Raw genomic sequence first — 19,861 nt, 5'->3', positions numbered from 1 at the left:
GCATGACTCAGGTGCTGTCGGGAGCGATGCACTACTTCCGGGTCCTTCCCGAGCAGTGGCGGCAGCGCCTGGCCATGCTGCGGGCCATGGGCCTGGACACCGTCGAGACCTACGTCGCGTGGAACCTGCACGAACCGCGGCCCGGCCACTTCGACTTCACCGGCCGGGCCGACCTGGGCCGCTTCCTGGACCTGGCGGCCGAGGAGGGACTGTCGGCGATCGTCCGGCCGGGGCCGTACATCTGCGCCGAATGGGACAACGGCGGGCTGCCCTGGTGGCTGCTCGCCGACCGCGGGGCCCGGCTGCGCTGCCACGACGAGACCTTCCTCGGCCACGTCGGGCGCTTCTTCGACGAGGTGATCCCGATCGTCGCCGACCGGCAGGTCACCCGCGGCGGCAACGTGAGCATGGTCCAGGTCGAGAACGAGTACGGCTCCTACGGCTCCGACCGCCGCTACCTGACCTGGCTGGCCGACGGGCTGCGCGAACGGGGCCTGGACGTGCCCCTGTTCACCTCCGACGGCGCGATCGACCACATGCTGACCGGCGGCACCCTGCCCGGCGTACGCGCGACGGTGAACTTCGGCTCCGACCCCGAAGGCTCCTTCGCCGAGCTGGCCCGCCACCTGCCCGGCGACCCGCCGGCGTGCATGGAGTTCTGGAACGGCTGGTTCGACCACTGGGGCGACACCCACACCACCAGGGACGCCGCCGAGGTCGCCGGCCTCCTGGAACGCATGCTCGCCGCGGGCGCCTCGGTCAACCTCTACATGGCGCACGGCGGCACCAACTTCGGCACCTGGGCCGGCGCCAACCTGGGCGGCGACCTCCAGGACGGCGACTACCAGCCGACCGTCACCTCCTACGACTACGACGCCGCGATCGACGAGCGCGGCGCCCCGACCGAGAAGTTCTGGGCGTTCAGGAAGGTGCTGGCCGCCCATCAGGAACGCCCGGTGCCCGAGCCGGAGCCGCTGCCGCCGACGCTCCCGCCCGGCACGGTCGAGCTGACGCAGTCGCTGCGGCTGTTCGACGCGCTCCCGGAGACCGCGGTCCGCTCGGCCCAGCCGCCGACCTTCGAGGAGCTCGGGCTGCCCCATGGCCTGGTGCTCTACCGGGCCACCCTCCCGGGGCCGCGGCGGCCGTACGCGCTGTGTGTGGACGGGCTGGCCGACCGGGCCCACCTGTTCGTCGACGGCGAGCCCGGCGCGGTCCTCGAACGGGACCGGCTGACCGGTGTGCCCGTCGCGGTGCCCGGCCCGTCAGCGGTCGTCGAGCTGCTGGTCGAGTCGATGGGCCGGGTCAACTACGGCCCCCGGCTGGGCGACCGCAAGGGCATCGCCGGCGGCGTGCGGCACGAACGGCAGTACGTCCACGACTGGGAGGCCGTCCCCATCCCGCTGGAGGACGTGTCCGGGCTTCCGTGGGGCCGTACGGGCGCCACGACCGGGCCCGTGTTCCACCGCGGCACGCTCACCGTGGCCGAGCCGCGCGACGCCTACCTCGCCCTGCCCGGCTGGACGAAGGGCTACGTCTGGGTCAACGGGTTCTGCCTGGGCCGCTACTGGGACCGCGGGCCGCAGCGCACCCTCTACCTGCCCTGGCCGCTGCTGCGCGCGGGCGGCAACGAGATCGTCGTGCTCGAACTCGACGGCTGCCGGCAGCCGGTCGTGGAGATCCGGGAACAGGCCGACCTTGGGTAACCCGGCACCGGTCGTCATCCCCCGCCTGCAACAGTGGGACGGCGGCACCGGTTTCCTCCCGGCGAGCAGCCTGGCCAGGGTCGTCGCCGACGACACCGTCCTGCGTGACCGCCTCGTCAGGGAGATCGGGCACGTCGCCGGCCTGACGCTCACCGCGTCCGGCGGGCCGGCGCGCGACGGCGACATCGTCCTGACCCTCGACCCCGCGCCCGCGGGCCAGGCGGGGGGCGTCCGCTTCGCCGAGGAGGGCTACCTGCTCGCCGTCACCTGCGGGCAGGTGCGGATCTCCGCGCCCACGCCCATCGGCCTGTTCTACGGCACGCGCAGCCTGCTGCAGATCCTGCGCACCACCACCGACCTGCCGCTGGGCACCGCCGCCGACTGGCCGGACTACCCGGTGCGGGCCTTCATGCTGGACGTGGGCCGCCGCTTCTTCACCCCCGCCTTCATCCGCGAGCACCTGGCCCTCATGGGCTGGTTCAAGCTCAATGAGCTGCAGCTCCACCTCAACGACAACGGCTTCCTGGCCCCAGAGGGCACCTGGCAGGACGTACCGGCGGGCTTCCGGCTGGTGCCCGACGACCCCGCGCTGGCCGGGCTCGCCTCCACCGACGGCGCCTATGACCGCGCCGACTGGGACTCCTTCGAGGAGACGGCCGCGGCCAACGGTGTCACGCTCGTCCCCGAGATCGACGCGCCCGCCCACGCGCTGGCGTTCGTCCGGTTCCGGCCCTCGCTCGGGCTGGGCGACGACCACCTGGACCTGTCGAAGCCCGCGGCCACGCAGTTCGTCAAGGACCTGTTCACCGAGTTCACCCCCTGGTTCCGGGGCCCGCACGCGCACTTCGGCGCCGATGAGTACCTCGCCGACGAACCCCGCTACAAGGACTTCTTCAACACGATGGCGGCCCACCTGCGCGCCCTGGGCAAACGCCCCCGCGCCTGGGGCAGCCTGACCAGGATGGCGGACGGCGTCCCCGAGGGCTACGACCGCGACGTGGTCATCAACTGCTGGGCCACCGTCTGGTACGGCCCCCACGAGGCCAGGCGGGACGGCTACTCCTTCGTCAACACCAGCGACAGCCTGCTCTACGTCGTCCCGGCCGCCACCTACTACCACCCCGACGGCCTGGACGGCGAACACCTCTACGACCACTGGGCGCCGCACGTCTTCCCCGACGGCCAGAGCGTCGAACCCGGCGACCCGGACCTGCTCGGCGCCATGTCGGCGGTGTGGAACGACATCACCGCGGCGCCCTACACCGAGGACGACGTACGCGCCCTGGTCGAGCCCACCTTCGCCGTCCTGGCCCAGAAGATGTGGAGCGGGGCGGGTGGCCTGCCGTACGCGGCGTTCATGCGGGCCGTCCGGGAGGCGGGCCCGCCGCCGCAGTGAGCGCGGGATCGGCGACCGGCGCGGAAATCGCGTCGACAACGCCGCCGCCCGCCCTCTAGGTTTGCGGGTCATGGCAGACAACCCCGGCGCCGTCCGGTGCGAATGCGGCGCGGCGGCCGGCCCGCTGGGCGTGTGCGTGGACTACTACCACGCGATCCTGTCCGAGGAGCAGGCCGACCCCGTGATGTACCGGTGGCACGCCCCCGTGGTCTGCGCGTACCTGCTGCAACATCCGTACCGAGGTCATGAGAAGTACCTCGACGGGCAGTTCCGGCAACTCCAGCTCCTCCTCGACAAGGGGCTGGACGCGCTGCTGCGCGCGGCCGCCCACCAGATCGCGCGCAACAGGCACGGGAGCCGCGCGGGCTACGACATGGAACCGCTGGCGGCCTACGAACCGCTCCCGCCGGGCGGGCCTCCCCGCGACTTCCGCGCCACGTTCAGCGGACTGCCCGTCAGGGACGGCAGCTTCGTCGCCGACGGCCACGCCGCCTACGGGCGGCACATCGAGGCCGTCGTCCGGGCCACGGTGGAGTCCTGGCGCTCAATGGAGAGCTGAGACCCCGGGGCCCCGCATGGTCCTGAGCTCCCCGAGCAGGTCGCGGATGAGGGCCGAGCCGGTCAGCTCCCGGGTGGTCACGTAGCCCACCCGGCGCTGCGGCGCGCCGTCGCCGAGCTCGGCCACGGCGACCCGGGCGGGCGCGTCCACCGTCGACAGCCGGGGCACGATCGCCGCGCCCAGGCCGTGCCCGACCATCGACATGACCACGCCGTCGTCCTCCACCGTGATGTCGCCCGGCGGGATCCACTCCTGCGCGGCCAGCCAGCGCCGGGTCTCGGCCGAGCAGTTCTCGTGCCAGTCGATCATGGGCAGCGAACGCGGATCCGGATGCCCGGCCGGGTGGGCCAGCACGTACGGCTCCGCGTACAGCTCCCGGCACACCAGGCCGTCCACGTACACCGGCAGGGACACCACGCCCACGTCGGCCCGCCCGTCGGCGACCTCACCGGCGATGCCCCGGCCCAGGTCCGGCACGATGCGCACGTCCACGGTCACCTTCGGGTGCCGCTGCCCGAACCGCACCAGCACGCGCGGCAGCAGATGGAAGGCCGCGCTGCGGAAGGCGGCCAGCCGGATCGTCCCGGCGGCCTGGCCGCGCGCCGCGTTGTGCGCGTCGGCGCGCATGACCTCCAGCAACCGCAGGATGTGCCGGGCGTGGCCCACGGCGGCCTCCCCCGCCGCGGTCGGCCGCGCGCCGCCGCGTCCCCGGTGGAACAGGACGGTCCCCATCTTCTGCTCGGCGGCGCGCAGGGCGTGGGAGATCGCCGACTGCGTCAGCCCCAGCCGTACGCCGGCCGCCGACACGCTGCCCTCGCCGTCCACGGCGACCAGGACCCGGAGCTCGGCGGGGGTGAGATCGTTCATGCGACGGCAACGTATGAAGAGCCTTCATACATTCCGCGTCACGTACGAACCACACCCGCTGGCTGGGCCGATGCGGCGCCTCTAGCGTCTGGCGCATGAGAATCATGCATGCGGAACGACGTGGCGGACCCGAGGTGCTGACCCTGGCCGAGGTGCCCGATCCGGTGCCGGGCCCCGGCCAGACCCTCGTGGACGTCGAGGCCGCCGGGCTCAACTTCGCCGACGTCGAACGGCTCACCGGCTCCTACCTGCCGCCCGCGTTGCCGTTCGTGCCGGGCAGCGAGGTGGTGGGACGTACCGCCGACGGCCGCCGCGTGCTCGCCTTCGCCGAGCGCGCCTACGCCACCAAGGCCCTGGTCGAGGACCCGTTGGAGATCCCCGAGGAGCTGCCCGCCGGGGCCGCGCTGGCGCTGTTGGTGCAGGGGCTGACCGCGTGGCATCTGGTCCGTACGGCCGCCCGGGTCGCCCCCGGCGAGAGCGTGGTGGTCAACGCCGCCGCCGGCGGGGTGGGCCACCTGGCGGTGCAGCTGGCCAGGGAGTCCGGCGCCGCACGGGTGATCGGCACCGCCTCCACGGCCGGCAAACGCGACCTCGTGCTGGAGCTCGGCGCCGACGCCGCGATCGACGGCGCCGCCGACGGTTACGCCGGGCGGGTGATCGAGGCCAACGGCGGCGCTCCCGTGGACGTGGTGCTCGACGCGGTCGGCGGACCGGTGTTCGACGCGGCGCTGCACGCCCTTGCCCCCTTCGGCCGCCTCATCACGTACGGCGCCTCGGGCGGCGCCGACCCCCAGCCGATCGACCCCGGCCTGCTCAGCGAGCGCAGCATCGCGGTGGGCGGCTACTGGCTCGGCGCCCACCTGCGCCGCCCCGGCAGCGACGCCGCCGCCCCGCTGAAGGAACTGATCGAGCTGACCCTCTCCGGCCGCCTGCGCCCCACGACCGGCGCCGAGTACGAGCTCGCGCAGGCCGGCCAGGCCCTGGCGGACCTCGCCGCGCGCCGTACCGTCGGCAAGGTCATCCTGCGCAACCGCTGACGGACATCCCGCCCACGCTCCCGCCGGTGGACGCCGGGTGTACGCTATGACCGAATGACCAAAGGAGTCATAGATATGGCAGTCGCGTTCACCGCCGAGGAGAAGGCGCGCATCACCGGCCTGCTGCTGGACACCGCCGAGGAACTGTTCACCACACAAGGTCTGAAGAAGACCTCACTGGACGAACTCGTCGCCCCGGCGGGCATCGCCAAAGGCAGCTTCTACGCCTTCTTCGAATCCAAGGAAGCCCTCTACCTGGAGATCATGCTCCGCCGCGCCCCACAGGTCGCCGCCTCCGTCACGGCGGCCCTGACCGGCCCCCCCGGGGAGGACGGCCTGGTCGCCGTCATGCACGCCATCACCGACGTCCTCACCGGCGACCCCCTCTACCGGCGGCTGCTCACCCGTCCCGACGAGCTGGAGGCCGTCACCCGGCGCGTCGGCCCCGAGCAGATCGCCCGCGTCGCCCCGCAGATCGTCACCCCGCTGCTCGACCACCTGGCCGAAGGCCAGCGCACCGGCGTCATCGTCGCCGACATCCCGGCCGAGATCCTCGTCGGCGTGATCCGCACGGCCGGCCTCGTCGTCGTCAACCAAGACCGCTTCGGCCCCGCCTACGAGCAGGTGCTCGAAGCCACCGTCCGAACTCTGGCTAGGGGGATGCTCGCATGAGCGCGCTGGACAAGTACGCCAAGATGGCCGGGATGAGCGAAGAGGCGTGGAAGCGCCACGCCAACCCGTGGAGCGTCTGGACCCGCTTCGCCGCCATCCCCCTCGCCATCGCCGCCATCTGGAGCCGGACCTGGATCGGCTGGTGGGCGCTGCTGCCGCTGGCCCTGGTCGCGCTCTGGTTGTGGGCCAACCCGCACGCCTTCCGCCCGATCGACAAGCCCACCGCCTGGTCCTCCCGGGGCATCTACGGCGAACGCCTGTGGATGGAGGACCGCTCCCGCATGCCCGCCGGGTTCGCCGTCGTCCAGCGGATCTGGGTGCTCGGCTCGCTGGTCGGCCTCGCCCTGCTGGTGTGGGGGCTGATCGCCCTGGAGATCTGGCCCACCGTCGTCGGCCCGGCCCTCATCGTGTACGGCCAGCTCTGGCGCATCGACCGCCTCGGCGTCTTCTACGACCAGGTCACGGCCGAACACTGAACCGTCGCGGGTGGCCGGCCGGCCACCCGCGACGGCGCCTTTACGATGTAGATCAACCCTTGAAGCTGTACGCCCGCTCGACCCGGGCGATCTGCACGTCGTAGTACTCGTACCACCGCTCGCGCCCGAGCCGCTGGGCCTCCAGGTGCTCGACGTCGGCCTTCCAGCTGGCGATGGACTCGGCGTCGGCGTAGTAGATCACGGTCAACTCGTGGCCGTCGGCCCTGGCGACGGACTCGCGACCCAGGTAACCCGGCCATTTGGTGCCGAGTTCGACCATCCGGGCCGCCATCTCGTCGTAGCCCTCCATGCCTGTGTCCTTCAGCTTCTGTGTGATGATCACCGCATAGTAGGGAGTTGTAAGTGGCGTCATGCCCCCATGCTACTGACTTCTACCCCGCCGCGATCGTCGCTCCCGGCGTCACCGCGGCCAGTCCCCGGCTCGTCGCGGCGAAGAGGGTTCCGTCCAGTACAGAGGCTCCCCGGTCGCCAGGTCCCAGGCCCACAGCCCGCCGTCGCCGACGACGGCCGCGATGACGGGGGCGCCGTCCGGGAGCCGGGCGGCGGCGAGGGGCCGGAGTGACCCCATGGGACACCGGCCACTGAGGGGCGGACCGGTCGCCGCGCGCTCCCGCGTTTCCGCCGGGCCCGGCTTCCCGGTGACGGACGATCTTGACCTCGGGCCGGGGAGCGGCGATCATCACAGCGGCGGGGGAGAAGGAGGCAGCGACATGCCCGGCGCACCCTTGTACGACTCGATCGGCGGCACGTACACCCTCACGCGGCGCACCGAGCCGCGGATCGCCGCGAGGATCTGGGCCGCGCTCGGCGACGCGCGGACAGTGGTGAACGTCGGGGCCGGCACCGGCTCCTACGAGCCCCCTGACCGTGACGTCATCGCGGTCGAGCCGTCGGCGCTCATGCGGGCCCAGCGTCCGGCCGGCGCGGCGCCGTGCGTGGCGGCCTCCGCGGAGGACCTTCCGTTCGAGGACGGCTCCTTCGACGCCGCGATGGCCGTCAGCACCGTTCATCACTGGCGGGACCCGATCGCCGGGCTGCGCGAGATGCGGCGCGTGGCCCGCCGGGTGGTGGTGTTCACGTTCGACGGCGGCGACGCGCAGTGGCGTCAGCGGTTCTGGCTCATCCGCGACTACCTGCCCGAGATCGCCGGCCTCCTCGCCGGCAAGCCGCCGCTGGCCGAGCTGGCCCGCGCGATCGGAGCCCGTACGGAGCCGGTGCCCATCCCGTGGGACTGCGCCGACGGGTTCTTCGAGGCCTACTGGCGCCGGCCCGAGGCGTACCTGGACGAGCGCGTACGCCGCGGGTTGTCGGCGTGGACCGCGGTGGGGCCGGAGGCCGAGCGGCGGGCGGTGCGCGACCTGCGGGCCGACCTCGACTCGGGCCGGTGGGCGGAACGCAACCGCGACCTCCTGTCCCTCGACGCGGCGGAGCTCGGCCTCCGCCTGCTCATCGCCTGACCCGGCCGGGCGAACCGGGCCTGGCCGGACCGGACGGCCGGTGTAAGGGTCCGGCTACGGTTCGCGCCAGCCCTGGCCCAGGGCCGAGGCCTGCCATTCGCCCAGCCGGTCCCACTCGGACCAGCCGCCGTCCGGCACCCTCTGCCAGATGTGCATCACCGCCGTGTCGTCGCGCCGTACGAACACCTCCAGCCGCCCGTCGGGGTTCATGGCGAGGACCGGGCTGCTGGACAGCCGCCCGCCCAGCGTCTGCCAGTCGGACCAGCCGCTGTTGGGCGCGATCTGCCACATGTGCCACAGCGCGCCGTCCTCGGTGATGGAGAACGCCTCCAACCGGCCGTCGGCGTTGCGTGCCACGGCCGGTTGCCCGGCCAGTCCGCCGCCGAGTGAGGACCAGAACGACCAGCCGTTGTTCGGCCGTGTCTGGTACGTGTGGATCAGCGCGTCGTCGTTGCCCCGGGCGAACACTTCGAGGCGGCCATCGGCGTTCTGGGCGACGGTCATGTCCTGCACCCCCTGCTGAGGAGACCCCGTACGCCTCCCGGCCCCCAGTGAACGCCTCGACGGGACGGGCGGCAAGAGCCCGCCGGCCCTCTTGCCAGAACCGCAAGAAATCGTGCCAGATCGCCGTACGCGTGGTGACACTGAACTCCCATCCACGCAAGGAGCCTCGATGAACGACACCGAAGCGGTCACGTTCTGGGACGGCGTGTACGCGGCCCGGCCACCGGTCACCGACCCGCGCCCCAACCTCCGCCTCGCCGAGACGGTCCCGGGCCTGCCGCCCGGCGACGCGCTGGACCTGGGGTGCGGCGACGGCGGTGACGCGCTGTGGCTGGCCCGCCAGGGCTGGAAGGTCACCGCCGCCGACATCTCGGCCGTCGCCCTCCGGCGGGTCGCCGGCCTGGCCCGTACGCATGGGCTGGACCACCGGCTGGCCACCGTACGGCACGACCTGGGCCGGTCCTTCCCGTCGGGCCGGTTCGACCTGATCTGCGCCCACTACCTGCACACCCCGCACGACCTGGACCGCGCGAGCGTCCTGCGCTCGGCCGCGCGCGCCCTGCACCCCGGCGGACGCCTGCTGGTCGTCGACCACGGCTCGACCGCGCCGTGGTCGTGGGACCAGGACCCCGGCCACCGCCACCCCGGCCCGCACGAGGTGGCCGCGGACCTCGACCTGGATCCGGCGGGCTGGACGGTCGAACGGGCCGACGCGCCCCGCCGGATCGCTACCGGACCGGACGGGCGCACCGCCGAGGTCACCGACCACGTGCTGCTCGTCCGCCGCGCCGCCTGACCCGCCGCCACCACCTTCGATCACCAGGAAGGGACCTTCGTCATGCCCCGCGACACCCCGCCGCCCCGCACCGGACGCACCGAGACCGAGACCCTGCGCGGCTTCCTCGACTACCTGCGCACCTCCGTCGCCGCCAAGGTCGAGGGCGTCCCCGAACCGCAGGTGCGAACCCCGATGGTGCCCTCCGGCACGAACCTGCTCGGCCTGCTCAACCACCTCATCTCCGTCGAACGCGCGATCTTCCTCGGCGAGGAGGTCACCGCCTGGCCGGACACCTTCCGGGCGGCGCCGTCCGACAGCGTGGGCGACGTTCTCACCCGTTATCGGGACACGGTCGCGCGCGCCAACGCCGTGCTCGACGGCTGCGCCGATCCGGCCGCACCGCTCCCCCGGCCGCCCTCCAGGCACGGGCCCGGCCGTCCGGCGCCCAGTGTCCGGTGGGCGCTCACCCACATGATCGAGGAGACCGGCCGGCACGCGGGCCACGCCGACATCCTGCGCGAACTGATCGACGGCACGACCGGCCGCTGACCCCATCCCCTTCCCAGGACAGGAACACATGACCACCGCAACCCGGCCGCCGTCGCGCCGCCGCCTCCTCAGGTCCGCGCGCACGGCGTCGACGATCGTGCTCGCCTTCCTGCTCACACTCGTCGCCACGGCCTGTGCCACACCGGCCGCGAAACCCGGGCCGACGGCGAAGTCCGCCCCCGCCGCCTCCTACGCCGCCGCCACCCAGGACGATCCGGCGTTCAAGGGCGCCTTCCGGCACGAGTTCGCCGACGTGGACGGCGTCCGCATGCACTACGTGACCGGCGGCAGTGGCACACCGGTGGTGCTGATCCACGGCTGGCCGCAGACCTGGTACGGCTGGTGGCCGATCATGCCGGAACTCGCGAAACGTCACACCGTCTACGCGATCGACCTGCCGGGACTGGGCGACAGCACCGGCTCGCCGACCGGCTACGACAAGGCCACCCTCGCCCGGTACGTGCACGAACTGATCGCCGGCCGGCTCGGGATCCGGGACGCCGCCGTCGTCGGCCACGACTTCGGCGCCGCGGTGGCCTTCCAGTACGCCGCCCAGTTCCCCGGCGACACCGGCCGCCTCGGCTACCTCGACCTGCCGCTCCCCGGGCCCGCCGTGGACGCGGCCACGTACCGCACGCTGAGCTGGCACATCGCCTTCCACTCCCAGCGGCGGGCGCCCGAGGCGGTCGTGGGCGACGACGTGCGCGACTATCTGGCGCTGTTCTACCCCCAGGTGGCGTTCGGCGGGACGGCGTTCGGGGGCACCTCGGAGCGGTCGCCGTTCACCGACCGCGAGATCGACGAGTACGCCCGGACCTACAGCCGGCCGCAGGCCCTGTCGGGCGGGTTCGAGCTCTACCGCGCGCTCGACCGGGACGTCCGCGACGCCTCGGCGGCCGCGCCGGTACGCGTCCCGGCCCTGCTCATGACCGCTCAGGGGCAGCTCGACGCGATCCGCGCCACGGTGGCCCCGCGGCTGACCAGGATCGTACGGGCGGTGGACGTGCCGCGCGCGGGGCACTGGCTCGTGGAGGAGAACCCGGCGTTCGTGACGGCGGAGCTGCTGCGCTTCCTCGCCAGGTGACACCGGCGACCCACAATGGCGGGAACGTTCGCGGTCAGCGGGCGGGGGGCACGCGGCCGAGTTTGCTCCAGCCGTCCCAGCCCCGCCGCCTCAGCAGCTCGATCAGCCGGCGGGCCGGTGGCAGGGCGTCGAACGCCAGGCTGTCCATCAACCGGACGAACGGCGGCTCGACGTCGAGGTCGTCGACGTAGTCCTCGCCCTTCTCCGCGGCCAGCCGTGTGATGTAGGCGGCCAGCCGGTCGGCCAGCTCCACCAGCCGCGGGCTGTCCCCGGGCTGGGCGAGGGCCTCGCCCAGGGTGAGGAAGAAGTCGATGAACTTCGGGTCGCCGAGCTGCTCCCGCTTGCGTGCCATCCACTCCGGCACCCGTCCGGGCGAGTGCGCGGCCAGCAGGATCCAGCCGTCGTGTTCGGCCTGGACGATACGTTCGTCCACCCCGAGCGCGCGCAGCCGGTCGAGGTAGGCGACGACCTCCGGCGGCAGTGCCAGGCTGTCCCCGGCGGCGAGCCGGGCCAGCCGTTCGCGGTGCCGCCGCCGCTGCCGGATCTCCTCCCGCAGCCGCCGGTCTATGTCGGCGAGCGCCGCAGCGAACTCCTCCTCGTCGGCCCGCAGCAGCTCCCGTATCCGGGCCAGCGGGACCCCGCTCTCGGCCAGGGTACGGATCCGGATCAGCTCGACCACCGCGCCGGCGTCGTACCTGCGGTAGCCGAGGGCGTCCCGCTCGGGCTCGGGCAGCAGGCCCTTGGCGTGGTAGTGACGCACCGCGCGTACGGTCACTCCGGCGTACGACGCCAGTTCGCCGATCGTCAGCATCGCACCAGCCTCCCAGGTGCCGTTACGAGGCCGTCCGACCGGCCCGGCCCGGGGCGCTCCGGACGAGCTGGGCGATCTCCGGGGCGTGCGTGAAGACCAGCCCGTGGTCGGCCGCCAGCCAGGACGTGGTGATGTGCGGCCGCTGCCGGACGAGCCGTTCGATCCCGGCGCGCCAGTTCCGGTTGAAGCGTTGTGCGATGCCGTCGCCGTCGCCGGCCATCGCGGTCGACATGATCATGCTGATCGGCACGTCGATCGCCCGGTAACGGTCGAGGATGGCGGCCCGGACCACGTCGATCTCGGCGTTCAGCCCGGCGATCTCATCCCCGCTGAGCAGGACCTGACGCGGGGTGCCCTGTCGGGCCTGCTGCCGCGCGGCCAGGTCCGTCCACATCGCGCGCAGCTCCGGCAGGACGTCCGGCGTGAGGAACGGCTCGGGCACGGGGTTCGCCCCGTCGATCAGGACGAGCCCGGCGATGCCGCCGGGATGCGCGGCGGCGAGGTGCACGGCCAGGTCGGCGCCCAGCGAGTACCCCACGAGCAGCGGCGCCGCACCGGAACCTCCCGGCGAGGACAGGACCGTCGCGAGGACCGCGCCCAGGTCGCCGAGGAACGACTGGAAGGAGTAGTCGCCCGCGGCTGAGGAGAGACCGTGGCCCCGCAGGTCGAAGGTCACCACGTCGTGGTCGCGCCGCAGCAGCCCGGCCAGCTCGTGCAGGTCGGCCTGGGTCGAGTTCAGCCCGGGGCACAACACCAGCGGCCGGCCCCTGCCGCCGCGGGACACCGCGATCGTGACGCCGTCGTGGTCGATGGTGAAGTGGTCGATCGTGCAGGGGTCGATCGTGCAGTGGTGGATCGTCATGCCGCCATGCTGGGACATTGACGCTGCGTCAGGGTCAAGCCGGACGGGCCGCCGATTGTGTCGCCGCCGCCCCGTCTGACTGTCGCGGGCGGGGCGGCGGTTGTGAGCGGTCGTGCAGCGGTGGGTCAGCCGGTGTAGGAGATCCAGCCGTACTCGTACTGGGTCCAGCCGTTCTCGTCGCCATCGTGGCGGATGCCGGTGATGACCTGGTTCGCCGGGGTTTGGTACTCATGCCGGTTCTCGTCCGTCACGGTGCCCCAGATGTCCAGCTTGACCACCGTGACCTGGACGTTGTCGATGTAGATGCGACCACACGTGAACGTGGTGTCGCCGTTCTCGTCGCCGCGGTGCCCGCGGCCGATCATCACCTCGTTGGTCGGACACCGCCGCCGCCAGCACGGCGGGCAGAGGCTTCTTGATCATGTACGTGTCCTTCGACGAGATCCTTCGGTGAACGGCATTCATGCTCGCCGTCCCGATTCCGTCCCGTCGTCCGCCTGCCGGATGAGCGCGCGTCCCCCTGAACGCTGATCCAATGCGCCTCCGGAGTTCCTATAGCGGAATTAAAGCGGCGCTGCCTAGATTCGCGGGAGAGCTGCGGGGCCGGTAAATCGACATGGTGCTTCCATACCAATTACTCATAGCATCCGCTGCCTGAGCGTCCGGCGCGGGGGATGGAACGGGATGGCACGCCTTTCGTACGGGGACTCATCCAGGCGGCAGCCGGCCGCGAACCTCTGTCGGAGGCATTCATGAACAGACCTGATGGCACACGGGTACCGATTCGGGACGGTGGCCGCGATCGGCTTGCGGACGGGCCGAATATGTCCGCAGGTCGTGCGTCTTATGGGCTGTCCCGCTGGTCGGAGGGCGTTCGGATGATGCCCGTTCACTGCGTGTAATGATTCTGCAAGCAAACTGCAAGGGGGTGTCCCGACATTCTCTGGCGACTGCCCGTTTGAGAGGCGCCGAGCCGCTCGACGCCCCGCATCTGCCGTGGTCCAAAAGTTGAACACGTCCCAGCCATTCACTCTTCTCGGCGACGGCTGAACGCGACCGCAGCGGGGGCGGTGCGGCCGGTCCGCGTTGTGTTCCCGGCCGTCGTCGCCGTAGTTCGCCCCGATTCCACGTCGCGGCTGCCCATGTCCGGGCCGGGTCCCGATTTGTCATGCGCTGCGCCGCGATTCGGCAGTGTGGTACTTCACAAGGGAGCAGGTTCGTGCAATTTCGCATACTCGGGCCGCTGGAAGTCAGGTCGGCAGAGGGCACGGTCGAGATCAGAGGCGTCAAGCGCCGCGCGCTGCTCGCGGCACTGCTGCTTCATCCCGGTCAGGTCGTCTCGGTCAACCGGCTCGTCGAGACGCTGTGGGAGGAGGCGCCGCGCTCGGCGGCCTCCAACATCCGCACCTACGTCGCCGATCTCAGGGCGTCCCTGGGGGCTCTGCGGGTGGTCAGCCATTCCTCCGGCTACCTCATCCGGGTGGAACCCGGCGAGCTGGACCTGCTGCTCTTCGAGACGCTGGCGGACAAGGGGCGTCAGGCGGCCAAGGACGGGGACGCCCCGGCGGCGGCGATCACGCTGGAACGGGCCGCCGGGCTCTGGCGCGGGGAGCCGCTGGCCGGCATGGAGCTGGGCGCCTGGGCCCAGGCCCGGATCACCCTGCTGGACGACCTTCGCTGGGGCGTGTTGTCGGCCCTGGTGGAGGCGGAGATGGCGCTCGGCCGGTACGAGGAGCTGATCGTACGGCTGCGCCGCATGCTGGAGGAACGCCCGCTGTGCGAACGGACCTGGGCGCAGCTCATGGTCGCGCTCTACCACCTGGGACGGAAGGCGGAAGCGCTGGTGGCCTTCGCGCAGGCGCGCGAGATCCTCACCCGTGAGCTGGGGCTGGAGCCGTGCCCGGAGCTGCGCGAGGTGCAGCGCGGCATCCTGGCGGGCCGCAAGGCCCTCCCCTGGAGCAGCCACCACTACACACCCCCACCCTCCCCCGCCACCCCACCAGGACGCCCACTCCCCCACGGGGTCGCGGGCGGGGCCGGGGCCGGGGTCGCGAGCAGGGCCGGGGTCGCAAGCGGGGGCGGGGGCGCGAGCGCGGCCGCCGGGGGGGCTTCGGGGGATAGCGGTGGGGGCAGGCGGGCGTGTCATCTGTCGCCGGTCGTCGCGGGCCTGGTCGGGAGGGCGGCCGAGCTGGGCGAGATCACCGGCGCGCTCACCCGGCCCCCCGGCGCCCCCGGCGGGGCCGCCGTCGTCGCGCTGTCCGGCTCGCCGGGCGCGGGCAAGACGGTCCTGCTGCTACGCGCCGCCCACGAGCTGGCGCCCCGGTTCGCCGACGGCCGCCTCGACCAGGTGCTCTGCGGCTCGACGGCACACCCCAAGCCCGTCTCGGCCGTACTGGCGGAGTTCCTGTGCTCCCTGGGGGTGCCGCCGCGGCGCCAGCCCGCCGGGGTCGAGGATCGAGCCGCCCTGTACCGGTCGTTGCTGGCCGGCCGCCGTGTGCTGATCGTGCTGGACGACGTCGAAGACGGCGCGCAGCTCCGCCCGCTGCTGCCGGGGCCGGGCGCGTGCCGGGTCCTGGCGGCCGGACGCACACGCCTGACCTCCCTGGACGGCGTACGCCCGGTGCGTGTCGGGCCGCTCGCCGAGGAGTCCGCGATCGAGTTGCTCGGCGACCTGATCGGCGACGACCGCGCGGACCGCGAGCCCGGCGAGGTCCGGCGCATCGCCGCGGCCTGCGCCGGGCTGCCCCTGGCGTTGTGGATCGCGGGGACGCGGCTGGCGGTGCGCCCCTCGTGGCCGCTCGCCCGGCTGGCCGAACGCCTGGCCGACGAGTCGGTACGGCTGAAGGAGCTGGCGATCGGGGAGCTGAGCGTCCAGGCCGCCTTCGCCGCCGGCTACGCCAAGCTGTCACCGCTCGCGCGGCGCGTGTCCTGGCTGGCGGGATCCCTGCCGCCGGAGCAGCCGGTCGTGCTGCCCGGCTCGCCGGACGGGGTGGTGGCCGAGCTGGTCCAGGCCAACCTGCTGGTCCCCGTGGAGGGCGGCTACCGGCTGGACGACCTGTTCCGGCTCTACGTACGCGGACGGGCGGAGACGGGCGAACCACCTGACCGGCCGCACCCGGGCGGACGCCCGACGGCCGTCGGCGCGGCCGTGGGGAGCCGGGGGGAGGCGGACGGCGATGCCTGACCAGAACGCGACCGGCAACCTGTTCCCGGCACAACACCGCATGTGGACCCACGACGACCTGGCCGCGCCGGAGTCGCACGTCGTGGCGGCGTACGAGATCGACGCGGACCTCGACGCCGCCGACGTGGAGCGGGCCCTGACCGCCGTCGTCCGCAGGCAGGAGGCTCTGCGGACGTACTTCCGGGTCCTCGACGGCGATCCCGTCCGGCTGGTGGCCCGCGGGGCCGTCGCCGCCGTGGCGGCGGCCGATCTGTCGGCGCTGGCCGGGCCCGAACGCTCGGCCGAGGTGGCGCGACGGCTCGCCACCGACGCCCGTACGCCGCTCACGCCGACGGCCGCGCCGCTGTTCAGGGTGTCCGTGCTGCGGCTGGACAAGGGGCACGTCGTGTTGTCCCTCGTCCTGCACCGGCTGATCGCGGACGACTTCTGCCCGGGGATCCTGCTGGCCGAGCTGTGGGACGCCCACACCCGCCCGCAGGCCGAGCGGCCGCCCCTGGCCCGCATGACCGACCTCGTCACCGCCGGGTGGGCGGCGCTCCGGGCCGAGCCCGACGACGAGGTCCGGGAGGAGGACGACCCGGGCAGTGTGCTGGTGGCCGGGGCTGTCGTGCTGCTGGGCCGGCTGACCGGGGACGCCGAGGTCGCGGCCGGTGTCCTGACTGCGCGGCGGGAGTTGCCGGGGACCTCGCGGCTGATCGCGCCGCTGGCCGTCCCGCGGGTGGTCCGCGTCGGTCTCGCCGGCGATCCCACCGTGGGTACGCTGCTTCAGCGTGTACGGGCGGGGCTGGCGGTGGCCGGCGACGGGCGGCCGGCGGTCATGGTCGTCCTCGACGACGGCGAGCCCCTGCCACCGGAGGTGCGCCCGATCGCGATCGGTCACGCGGGCCCGCCGACCGTGCGCGGCACCCGCACCCAGGGGACATGGCACCTCCGGCTCGACCACGACGGAACCAGGCTCGGGCCCGTCTCCGCCGACCGGCTCAGGGCGCGGTTGCTCACCGTTCTCGAAGGCATGGCGGCCATGCCCGACGAGGCGGTCTCCCGGCTGCCGATCCTCCCCGACGCGGAACGGCGGCTCCTGCTGGACGACTGGGCCACGGGACCGGCGGCCCCGGCGCCCGCCGGACACGTCCACGAGCTCGTCCGGGCCACGGCGGAACGGCGGCCCACGGCGGTCGCGGTGCGCTCCGACGGCCACGAGCTGACCTACCAGGACCTCGACGAGCGGGCCGACCGGCTCGCGCACGCCCTGCGCTCGCGCGGCATCGGCCCGGAGAGCCGCGTCGCGATCTGCCTGCCGCGCGGCCCGGACCTCCTCGTCGCGCTGCTGGCGGTGCTCAAAGCGGGGGCCGCGTACGTCCCGCTGGACCCCGGGCACCCGCCGGGACGGCTCGCCTTCATGATCGCGGACAGCGGCGCCGAGCTCGTGCTCACCTCGACCGGCCCGGCCGAGCGGCTGCCCGCGAGCCCGAGCAGGACCGTCGTCCTCGACCGCGTCCGGGAGTGGATCGACGGGTTCCCCGCGACGAACCCGGCGGTCGCCACACATCCGGACAACCTCGCCTACATCCTCTACACCTCCGGCTCGACGGGCGTGCCGAAGGGCGTGATGGTGCCGCACCGCGGGCTGGCGAACTACGTGCGGTGGGCCGTGGAGGCGTACGAGGCGGGCGCGGGCGGCGGTTCGACGCTGCACTCCTCGATCGCGTTCGACCTCACGGTCACCTCGATCTACCCCGCGCTGGCCGCGGGCGGCACGGTGACGGTGGTACGGGAGGACGCCGGACCGGCCGCGCTCGCCGAAGCCCTGCGCGAGGGCGGCCACAGCCTGGTGAAGCTGACCCCGGCCCACCTCGAACTGCTGTGTGACCACTTCACGCAGACCGGAACGGACGGGGACGCGGCGGACCTGACACGCAGGCTCGTCGTCGGCGGCGAGACCCTGCCGGGCCAGACCCTGCGGCGATGGGCCGGCCACTCCCCCGGCACCCTGGTCGTGAACGAGTACGGCCCCACGGAAACCGTCGTCGGCTGCTGCGCGTACGAGGTGGCGGCCGGGGACGCCCCCGCCGGGCCGGTGCCGATCGGCCGTCCCGTCGCCGGCACCCGCCTGTACGTCCTGGACGAGAGCCTGCGCCCCACCCCGGCCGGGCTGCCGGGCGAGCTCTACGTCGCCGGGGCCGGCGTGGCCCGCGGGTACCTGGGCAGGCCGGGGCTGAGCGCCGAACGGTTCCTGCCCGACCCGTACGGCCCGACGCCGGGGGCCCGGATGTACCGGACCGGGGACCTCGTCCGGCATCTGCCCGACGGCACCCTCGACTACCTCGGCAGGACCGACCACCAGGTCAAGGTGCGCGGTCATCGCATCGAGCCGGGCGAGATCGAGGCCACGCTCCTGCGCCACCGGAACGTGCGCGCCGCGGTCGTGGTGGTCAGGGAGGACCGGCCGGGCGACCGGCGGCTGGTGGCCTACGTCGTGCCCCGGGCGGACCCGGCTCCGACTGAGGAGCAGCTCGCCGCCCACCTGGGCCGGACGTTGCCCGCGGCCATGTTGCCCGCGCATTACGTGCCGCTGCCCGCGCTGCCGCTGACCGGCAACGGCAAGGTGGACCGCGCGGCCCTCCCAGCCCTGCCGGGCAGCGGGCCGGGGAGCGGGGCGCCGGGGCGGGCGCTGGCCGTGGCGGGCGCGGAGGACCTGGTCGCCGACGCGGCCGTCGAGGACGACCTCACCCCGGTGGGCCTGCCCGTCGCCGACCTGCTGACCCCCAGGCGGATCTTCATCACCGGGGTCACCGGCTTCCTCGGCGCGTTCCTGGCCGACGAGCTGCTGCGCACCGGCGAGGCCGTCCTGCACTGCCTGGTCCGGGCCGCCGACCCGGACCAGGCGTACCAGCGGGTCGAGCGCACGATGCGCGAGTACGGCATCTGGGACGAGTCGTACCGGGACCGCATCGTGGCCGAGCCGGGGACGCTGGAGGAGCCGCGGTTCGGGCTGCCGGAGCGGCGGTTCGACGAGCTGGCCGAGCTCGTCGACGTCATCTACCACTGCGGGGCGAAGGTGAACTTCGTCCACCCCTACCTCTCCCTGCGCAGGGCGAACGTGCTCGGCACCAAGGAGGTGCTCAGGCTGGCGTGCCGTACGCGGGTCAAGGCCGTGCACCACATGTCCACGATCGACGTCTTCGGCCACCACACCGACCGCCTGATCGCGGAGGACGACACCGTGGAGCCCGGGGACGTGACCGGCGGCTACGCCCAGACCAAATGGGTCGCCGAGCGGCTGGTCACGACCCTGGGCGAGCGCGGGCTGCCCGTGGTCGTCTACCGGCCGTGGATCGTCCTCGGGCACAGCCGTACGGGCGCGGCCCACACCACGGACTACACGTGTGTGCTGGTCAAGGGCTGCATCCAGCTCGGCGCGGGACCGGAGCAGGACATGGCGCTGAACTTCATGCCCGTGGACTACGCCGCCCGCGCCGTCGTGCACCTGTCGCGGCGGCCCGAGTCCTTCGGCGGCGTCTTCCACCTCGCCAACCCGGCGACGACGGCGCTCGGCGACGTGTGGGAGTGGGTGAAGGCGTTCGGCTACCGGTTCGAGGTGGTCCCGTTCGAGGAGTGGCGGCTCAGGCTGCGCGACGTCGGCGAGGACAACGCGCTCTACCCGGTGCTGCCGCTCATCGGCGACGAGCCCGGCGAGGACGCGCCCCGCATCGGCACCGCGAACACCGACGCCGCGCTGGCCGGCACCGGCATCGCCTGCCCGCCGATCGACCAGGACATGGGACGGCTGGTCCTGGCCTGGCTGGCCCGCGCGGGGTTCATCGAAGAGCCCTAGAAAACGGCGATATGCGCCGAATGTGCAACCGGGTTGAAGCATCTGTCCCAGATGTCCAGGACAGTC

19 protein-coding genes are annotated in these 19,861 nt (G+C 73.1%); 12 read left to right on the top strand and 7 right to left on the bottom strand.

Annotated elements, in window-relative coordinates; genetic code table 11:
* The first annotated feature begins 2 nt into the window (after positions 1-2).
* From DMB42_RS13120 to DMB42_RS13110, 3 genes are all read left to right on the top strand, one after another.
* Complete coding sequence (locus DMB42_RS13120; RefSeq protein ID WP_125634189.1) at positions 3-1,703, top strand: beta-galactosidase family protein; 1,701 nt, start codon at positions 3-5, stop codon at positions 1,701-1,703.
* Positions 1,696-3,099, top strand: a complete 1,404-nt coding sequence (locus DMB42_RS13115; protein ID WP_125634187.1) for a family 20 glycosylhydrolase — start codon at positions 1,696-1,698, stop codon at positions 3,097-3,099. The genes DMB42_RS13120 and DMB42_RS13115 overlap by 8 nt, the downstream gene beginning before the upstream one ends.
* Positions 3,100-3,169: 70 nt before the next feature.
* Positions 3,170-3,658, top strand: coding sequence for a DUF5946 family protein (locus DMB42_RS13110; protein WP_125634185.1), 489 nt, complete (start codon positions 3,170-3,172; stop codon positions 3,656-3,658).
* Here the strand turns inward: DMB42_RS13110 and DMB42_RS13105 are convergent.
* On the bottom strand, positions 3,644-4,525 hold the full coding sequence (locus DMB42_RS13105) for a LysR family transcriptional regulator (protein WP_125634183.1): 882 nt from the start codon (positions 4,523-4,525) through the stop codon (positions 3,644-3,646). The genes DMB42_RS13110 and DMB42_RS13105 overlap by 15 nt on opposite strands.
* Positions 4,526-4,620: 95 nt before the next feature.
* Between DMB42_RS13105 and DMB42_RS13100 the strand changes: the two genes are divergently transcribed.
* The 3 genes from DMB42_RS13100 to DMB42_RS13090 all read left to right on the top strand — a co-directional run bounded on the left by DMB42_RS13100 (position 4,621) and on the right by DMB42_RS13090 (position 6,710).
* Entirely contained in the window at positions 4,621-5,562 is a 942-nt protein-coding gene (locus DMB42_RS13100) for a zinc-binding dehydrogenase (protein WP_125634181.1), read from the top strand.
* Positions 5,563-5,637: 75 nt separating this feature from the next.
* Positions 5,638-6,234 carry a TetR/AcrR family transcriptional regulator gene (locus DMB42_RS13095; RefSeq protein ID WP_185844624.1) on the top strand — a complete coding sequence of 199 codons (597 nt, stop codon included), beginning with the start codon at positions 5,638-5,640 and terminating at the stop codon, positions 6,232-6,234.
* Positions 6,231-6,710, top strand: a complete 480-nt coding sequence (locus tag DMB42_RS13090; RefSeq protein ID WP_125634177.1) for a DUF6653 family protein — start codon at positions 6,231-6,233, stop codon at positions 6,708-6,710. The genes DMB42_RS13095 and DMB42_RS13090 overlap by 4 nt, the downstream gene beginning before the upstream one ends.
* Before the next feature lie 52 nt (positions 6,711-6,762).
* Here the strand turns inward: DMB42_RS13090 and DMB42_RS13085 are convergent, their stop codons facing one another.
* Positions 6,763-7,020, bottom strand: a complete 258-nt coding sequence (locus DMB42_RS13085) for an antibiotic biosynthesis monooxygenase (RefSeq protein ID WP_221762122.1) — start codon at positions 7,018-7,020, stop codon at positions 6,763-6,765.
* A gap of 111 nt (positions 7,021-7,131) precedes the next feature.
* On the bottom strand, positions 7,132-7,299 hold the full coding sequence (locus DMB42_RS53150; protein ID WP_185844662.1) for a hypothetical protein: 168 nt from the start codon (positions 7,297-7,299) through the stop codon (positions 7,132-7,134).
* A gap of 142 nt (positions 7,300-7,441) precedes the next feature.
* Here DMB42_RS53150 and DMB42_RS13080 point away from each other — a divergent pair, with 142 nt between their 5' ends.
* Complete coding sequence (locus DMB42_RS13080) at positions 7,442-8,188, top strand: class I SAM-dependent methyltransferase (protein ID WP_221762121.1); 747 nt, start codon at positions 7,442-7,444, stop codon at positions 8,186-8,188.
* 54 nt (positions 8,189-8,242) lie between these two features.
* Here DMB42_RS13080 and DMB42_RS13075 read toward each other — a convergent pair whose 3' ends face one another.
* Positions 8,243-8,692 carry a hypothetical protein gene (locus DMB42_RS13075; protein WP_125634172.1) on the bottom strand — a complete coding sequence of 150 codons (450 nt, stop codon included), beginning with the start codon at positions 8,690-8,692 and terminating at the stop codon, positions 8,243-8,245.
* A 169-nt stretch (positions 8,693-8,861) separates the two neighbouring features.
* On the opposite strand from DMB42_RS13075, the gene DMB42_RS13070 reads away from it, so the two are divergent.
* The 3 genes from DMB42_RS13070 to DMB42_RS13060 are packed head-to-tail and all read left to right on the top strand — an operon-like array spanning position 8,862 to position 11,103.
* Positions 8,862-9,488, top strand: a complete 627-nt coding sequence (locus tag DMB42_RS13070) for a bifunctional 2-polyprenyl-6-hydroxyphenol methylase/3-demethylubiquinol 3-O-methyltransferase UbiG (protein WP_125634170.1) — start codon at positions 8,862-8,864, stop codon at positions 9,486-9,488.
* Between the two features lie 42 nt (positions 9,489-9,530).
* The gene (locus DMB42_RS13065) at positions 9,531-10,019 is read left to right on the top strand and encodes a DinB family protein (protein ID WP_125634168.1); all 489 of its coding nucleotides are present in this window, start codon (positions 9,531-9,533) and stop codon (positions 10,017-10,019) included.
* Positions 10,020-10,047: 28 nt separating this feature from the next.
* A complete protein-coding gene (locus DMB42_RS13060) occupies positions 10,048-11,103 on the top strand; it encodes an alpha/beta fold hydrolase (RefSeq protein WP_125634166.1) in 1,056 nt (351 codons plus the stop codon).
* A 34-nt stretch (positions 11,104-11,137) separates the two neighbouring features.
* Here the strand turns inward: DMB42_RS13060 and DMB42_RS13055 are convergent, their stop codons facing one another.
* From DMB42_RS13055 to DMB42_RS13045, 3 genes are all read right to left on the bottom strand, one after another.
* The gene (locus tag DMB42_RS13055; protein WP_125634164.1) at positions 11,138-11,914 is read right to left on the bottom strand and encodes a MerR family transcriptional regulator; all 777 of its coding nucleotides are present in this window, start codon (positions 11,912-11,914) and stop codon (positions 11,138-11,140) included.
* A 22-nt stretch (positions 11,915-11,936) separates the two neighbouring features.
* Complete coding sequence (locus DMB42_RS13050) at positions 11,937-12,776, bottom strand: alpha/beta fold hydrolase (protein ID WP_260477664.1); 840 nt, start codon at positions 12,774-12,776, stop codon at positions 11,937-11,939.
* Positions 12,777-12,901: 125 nt separating this feature from the next.
* Positions 12,902-13,141: a hypothetical protein gene (locus DMB42_RS13045; protein WP_125634160.1), complete on the bottom strand. Its 240-nt coding sequence runs from the start codon at positions 13,139-13,141 to the stop codon at positions 12,902-12,904.
* Between the two features lie 854 nt (positions 13,142-13,995).
* On the opposite strand from DMB42_RS13045, the gene DMB42_RS13040 reads away from it, so the two are divergent.
* Both DMB42_RS13040 and DMB42_RS13035 read left to right on the top strand, forming a co-directional pair.
* Complete coding sequence (locus tag DMB42_RS13040) at positions 13,996-15,960, top strand: BTAD domain-containing putative transcriptional regulator (protein ID WP_185844623.1); 1,965 nt, start codon at positions 13,996-13,998, stop codon at positions 15,958-15,960.
* On the top strand, positions 15,953-19,795 hold the full coding sequence (locus DMB42_RS13035) for an amino acid adenylation domain-containing protein (protein WP_125634156.1): 3,843 nt from the start codon (positions 15,953-15,955) through the stop codon (positions 19,793-19,795). The genes DMB42_RS13040 and DMB42_RS13035 overlap by 8 nt, the downstream gene beginning before the upstream one ends.
* Positions 19,796-19,861 lie beyond the last annotated feature (66 nt).

Source organism: Nonomuraea sp. WAC 01424, assembly GCF_003947315.1.
GTDB lineage: Bacteria > Actinomycetota > Actinomycetes > Streptosporangiales > Streptosporangiaceae > Nonomuraea > Nonomuraea spiralis.
The sequence above is the reverse complement of the archived record's forward strand: the minus strand, read 5'-3'. Positions and strand labels throughout refer to the sequence as shown.

Coding starts and splice junctions, on each gene's coding strand:
- DMB42_RS13100 (WP_125634181.1), top strand. CDS start 4,621: ATGAGAATCATGCATGCGGAACGACGTGGCGGACCCGAGGTGCTGACC.
- DMB42_RS13055 (WP_125634164.1), bottom strand. CDS start 11,914: ATGCTGACGATCGGCGAACTGGCGTCGTACGCCGGAGTGACCGTACGC.
- DMB42_RS13090 (WP_125634177.1), top strand. CDS start 6,231: ATGAGCGCGCTGGACAAGTACGCCAAGATGGCCGGGATGAGCGAAGAG.
- DMB42_RS13070 (WP_125634170.1), top strand. CDS start 8,862: ATGAACGACACCGAAGCGGTCACGTTCTGGGACGGCGTGTACGCGGCC.
- DMB42_RS13080 (WP_221762121.1), top strand. CDS start 7,442: ATGCCCGGCGCACCCTTGTACGACTCGATCGGCGGCACGTACACCCTC.
- DMB42_RS13045 (WP_125634160.1), bottom strand. CDS start 13,141: ATGATCGGCCGCGGGCACCGCGGCGACGAGAACGGCGACACCACGTTC.
- DMB42_RS13120 (WP_125634189.1), top strand. CDS start 3: ATGACTCAGGTGCTGTCGGGAGCGATGCACTACTTCCGGGTCCTTCCC.
- DMB42_RS13035 (WP_125634156.1), top strand. CDS start 15,953: ATGCCTGACCAGAACGCGACCGGCAACCTGTTCCCGGCACAACACCGC.
- DMB42_RS13105 (WP_125634183.1), bottom strand. CDS start 4,525: ATGAACGATCTCACCCCCGCCGAGCTCCGGGTCCTGGTCGCCGTGGAC.
- DMB42_RS13110 (WP_125634185.1), top strand. CDS start 3,170: ATGGCAGACAACCCCGGCGCCGTCCGGTGCGAATGCGGCGCGGCGGCC.
- DMB42_RS13075 (WP_125634172.1), bottom strand. CDS start 8,692: ATGACCGTCGCCCAGAACGCCGATGGCCGCCTCGAAGTGTTCGCCCGG.
- DMB42_RS13065 (WP_125634168.1), top strand. CDS start 9,531: ATGCCCCGCGACACCCCGCCGCCCCGCACCGGACGCACCGAGACCGAG.
- DMB42_RS13085 (WP_221762122.1), bottom strand. CDS start 7,020: ATGGAGGGCTACGACGAGATGGCGGCCCGGATGGTCGAACTCGGCACC.
- DMB42_RS13050 (WP_260477664.1), bottom strand. CDS start 12,776: ATGACGATCCACCACTGCACGATCGACCCCTGCACGATCGACCACTTC.
- DMB42_RS53150 (WP_185844662.1), bottom strand. CDS start 7,299: ATGGGGTCACTCCGGCCCCTCGCCGCCGCCCGGCTCCCGGACGGCGCC.
- DMB42_RS13060 (WP_125634166.1), top strand. CDS start 10,048: ATGACCACCGCAACCCGGCCGCCGTCGCGCCGCCGCCTCCTCAGGTCC.
- DMB42_RS13095 (WP_185844624.1), top strand. CDS start 5,638: ATGGCAGTCGCGTTCACCGCCGAGGAGAAGGCGCGCATCACCGGCCTG.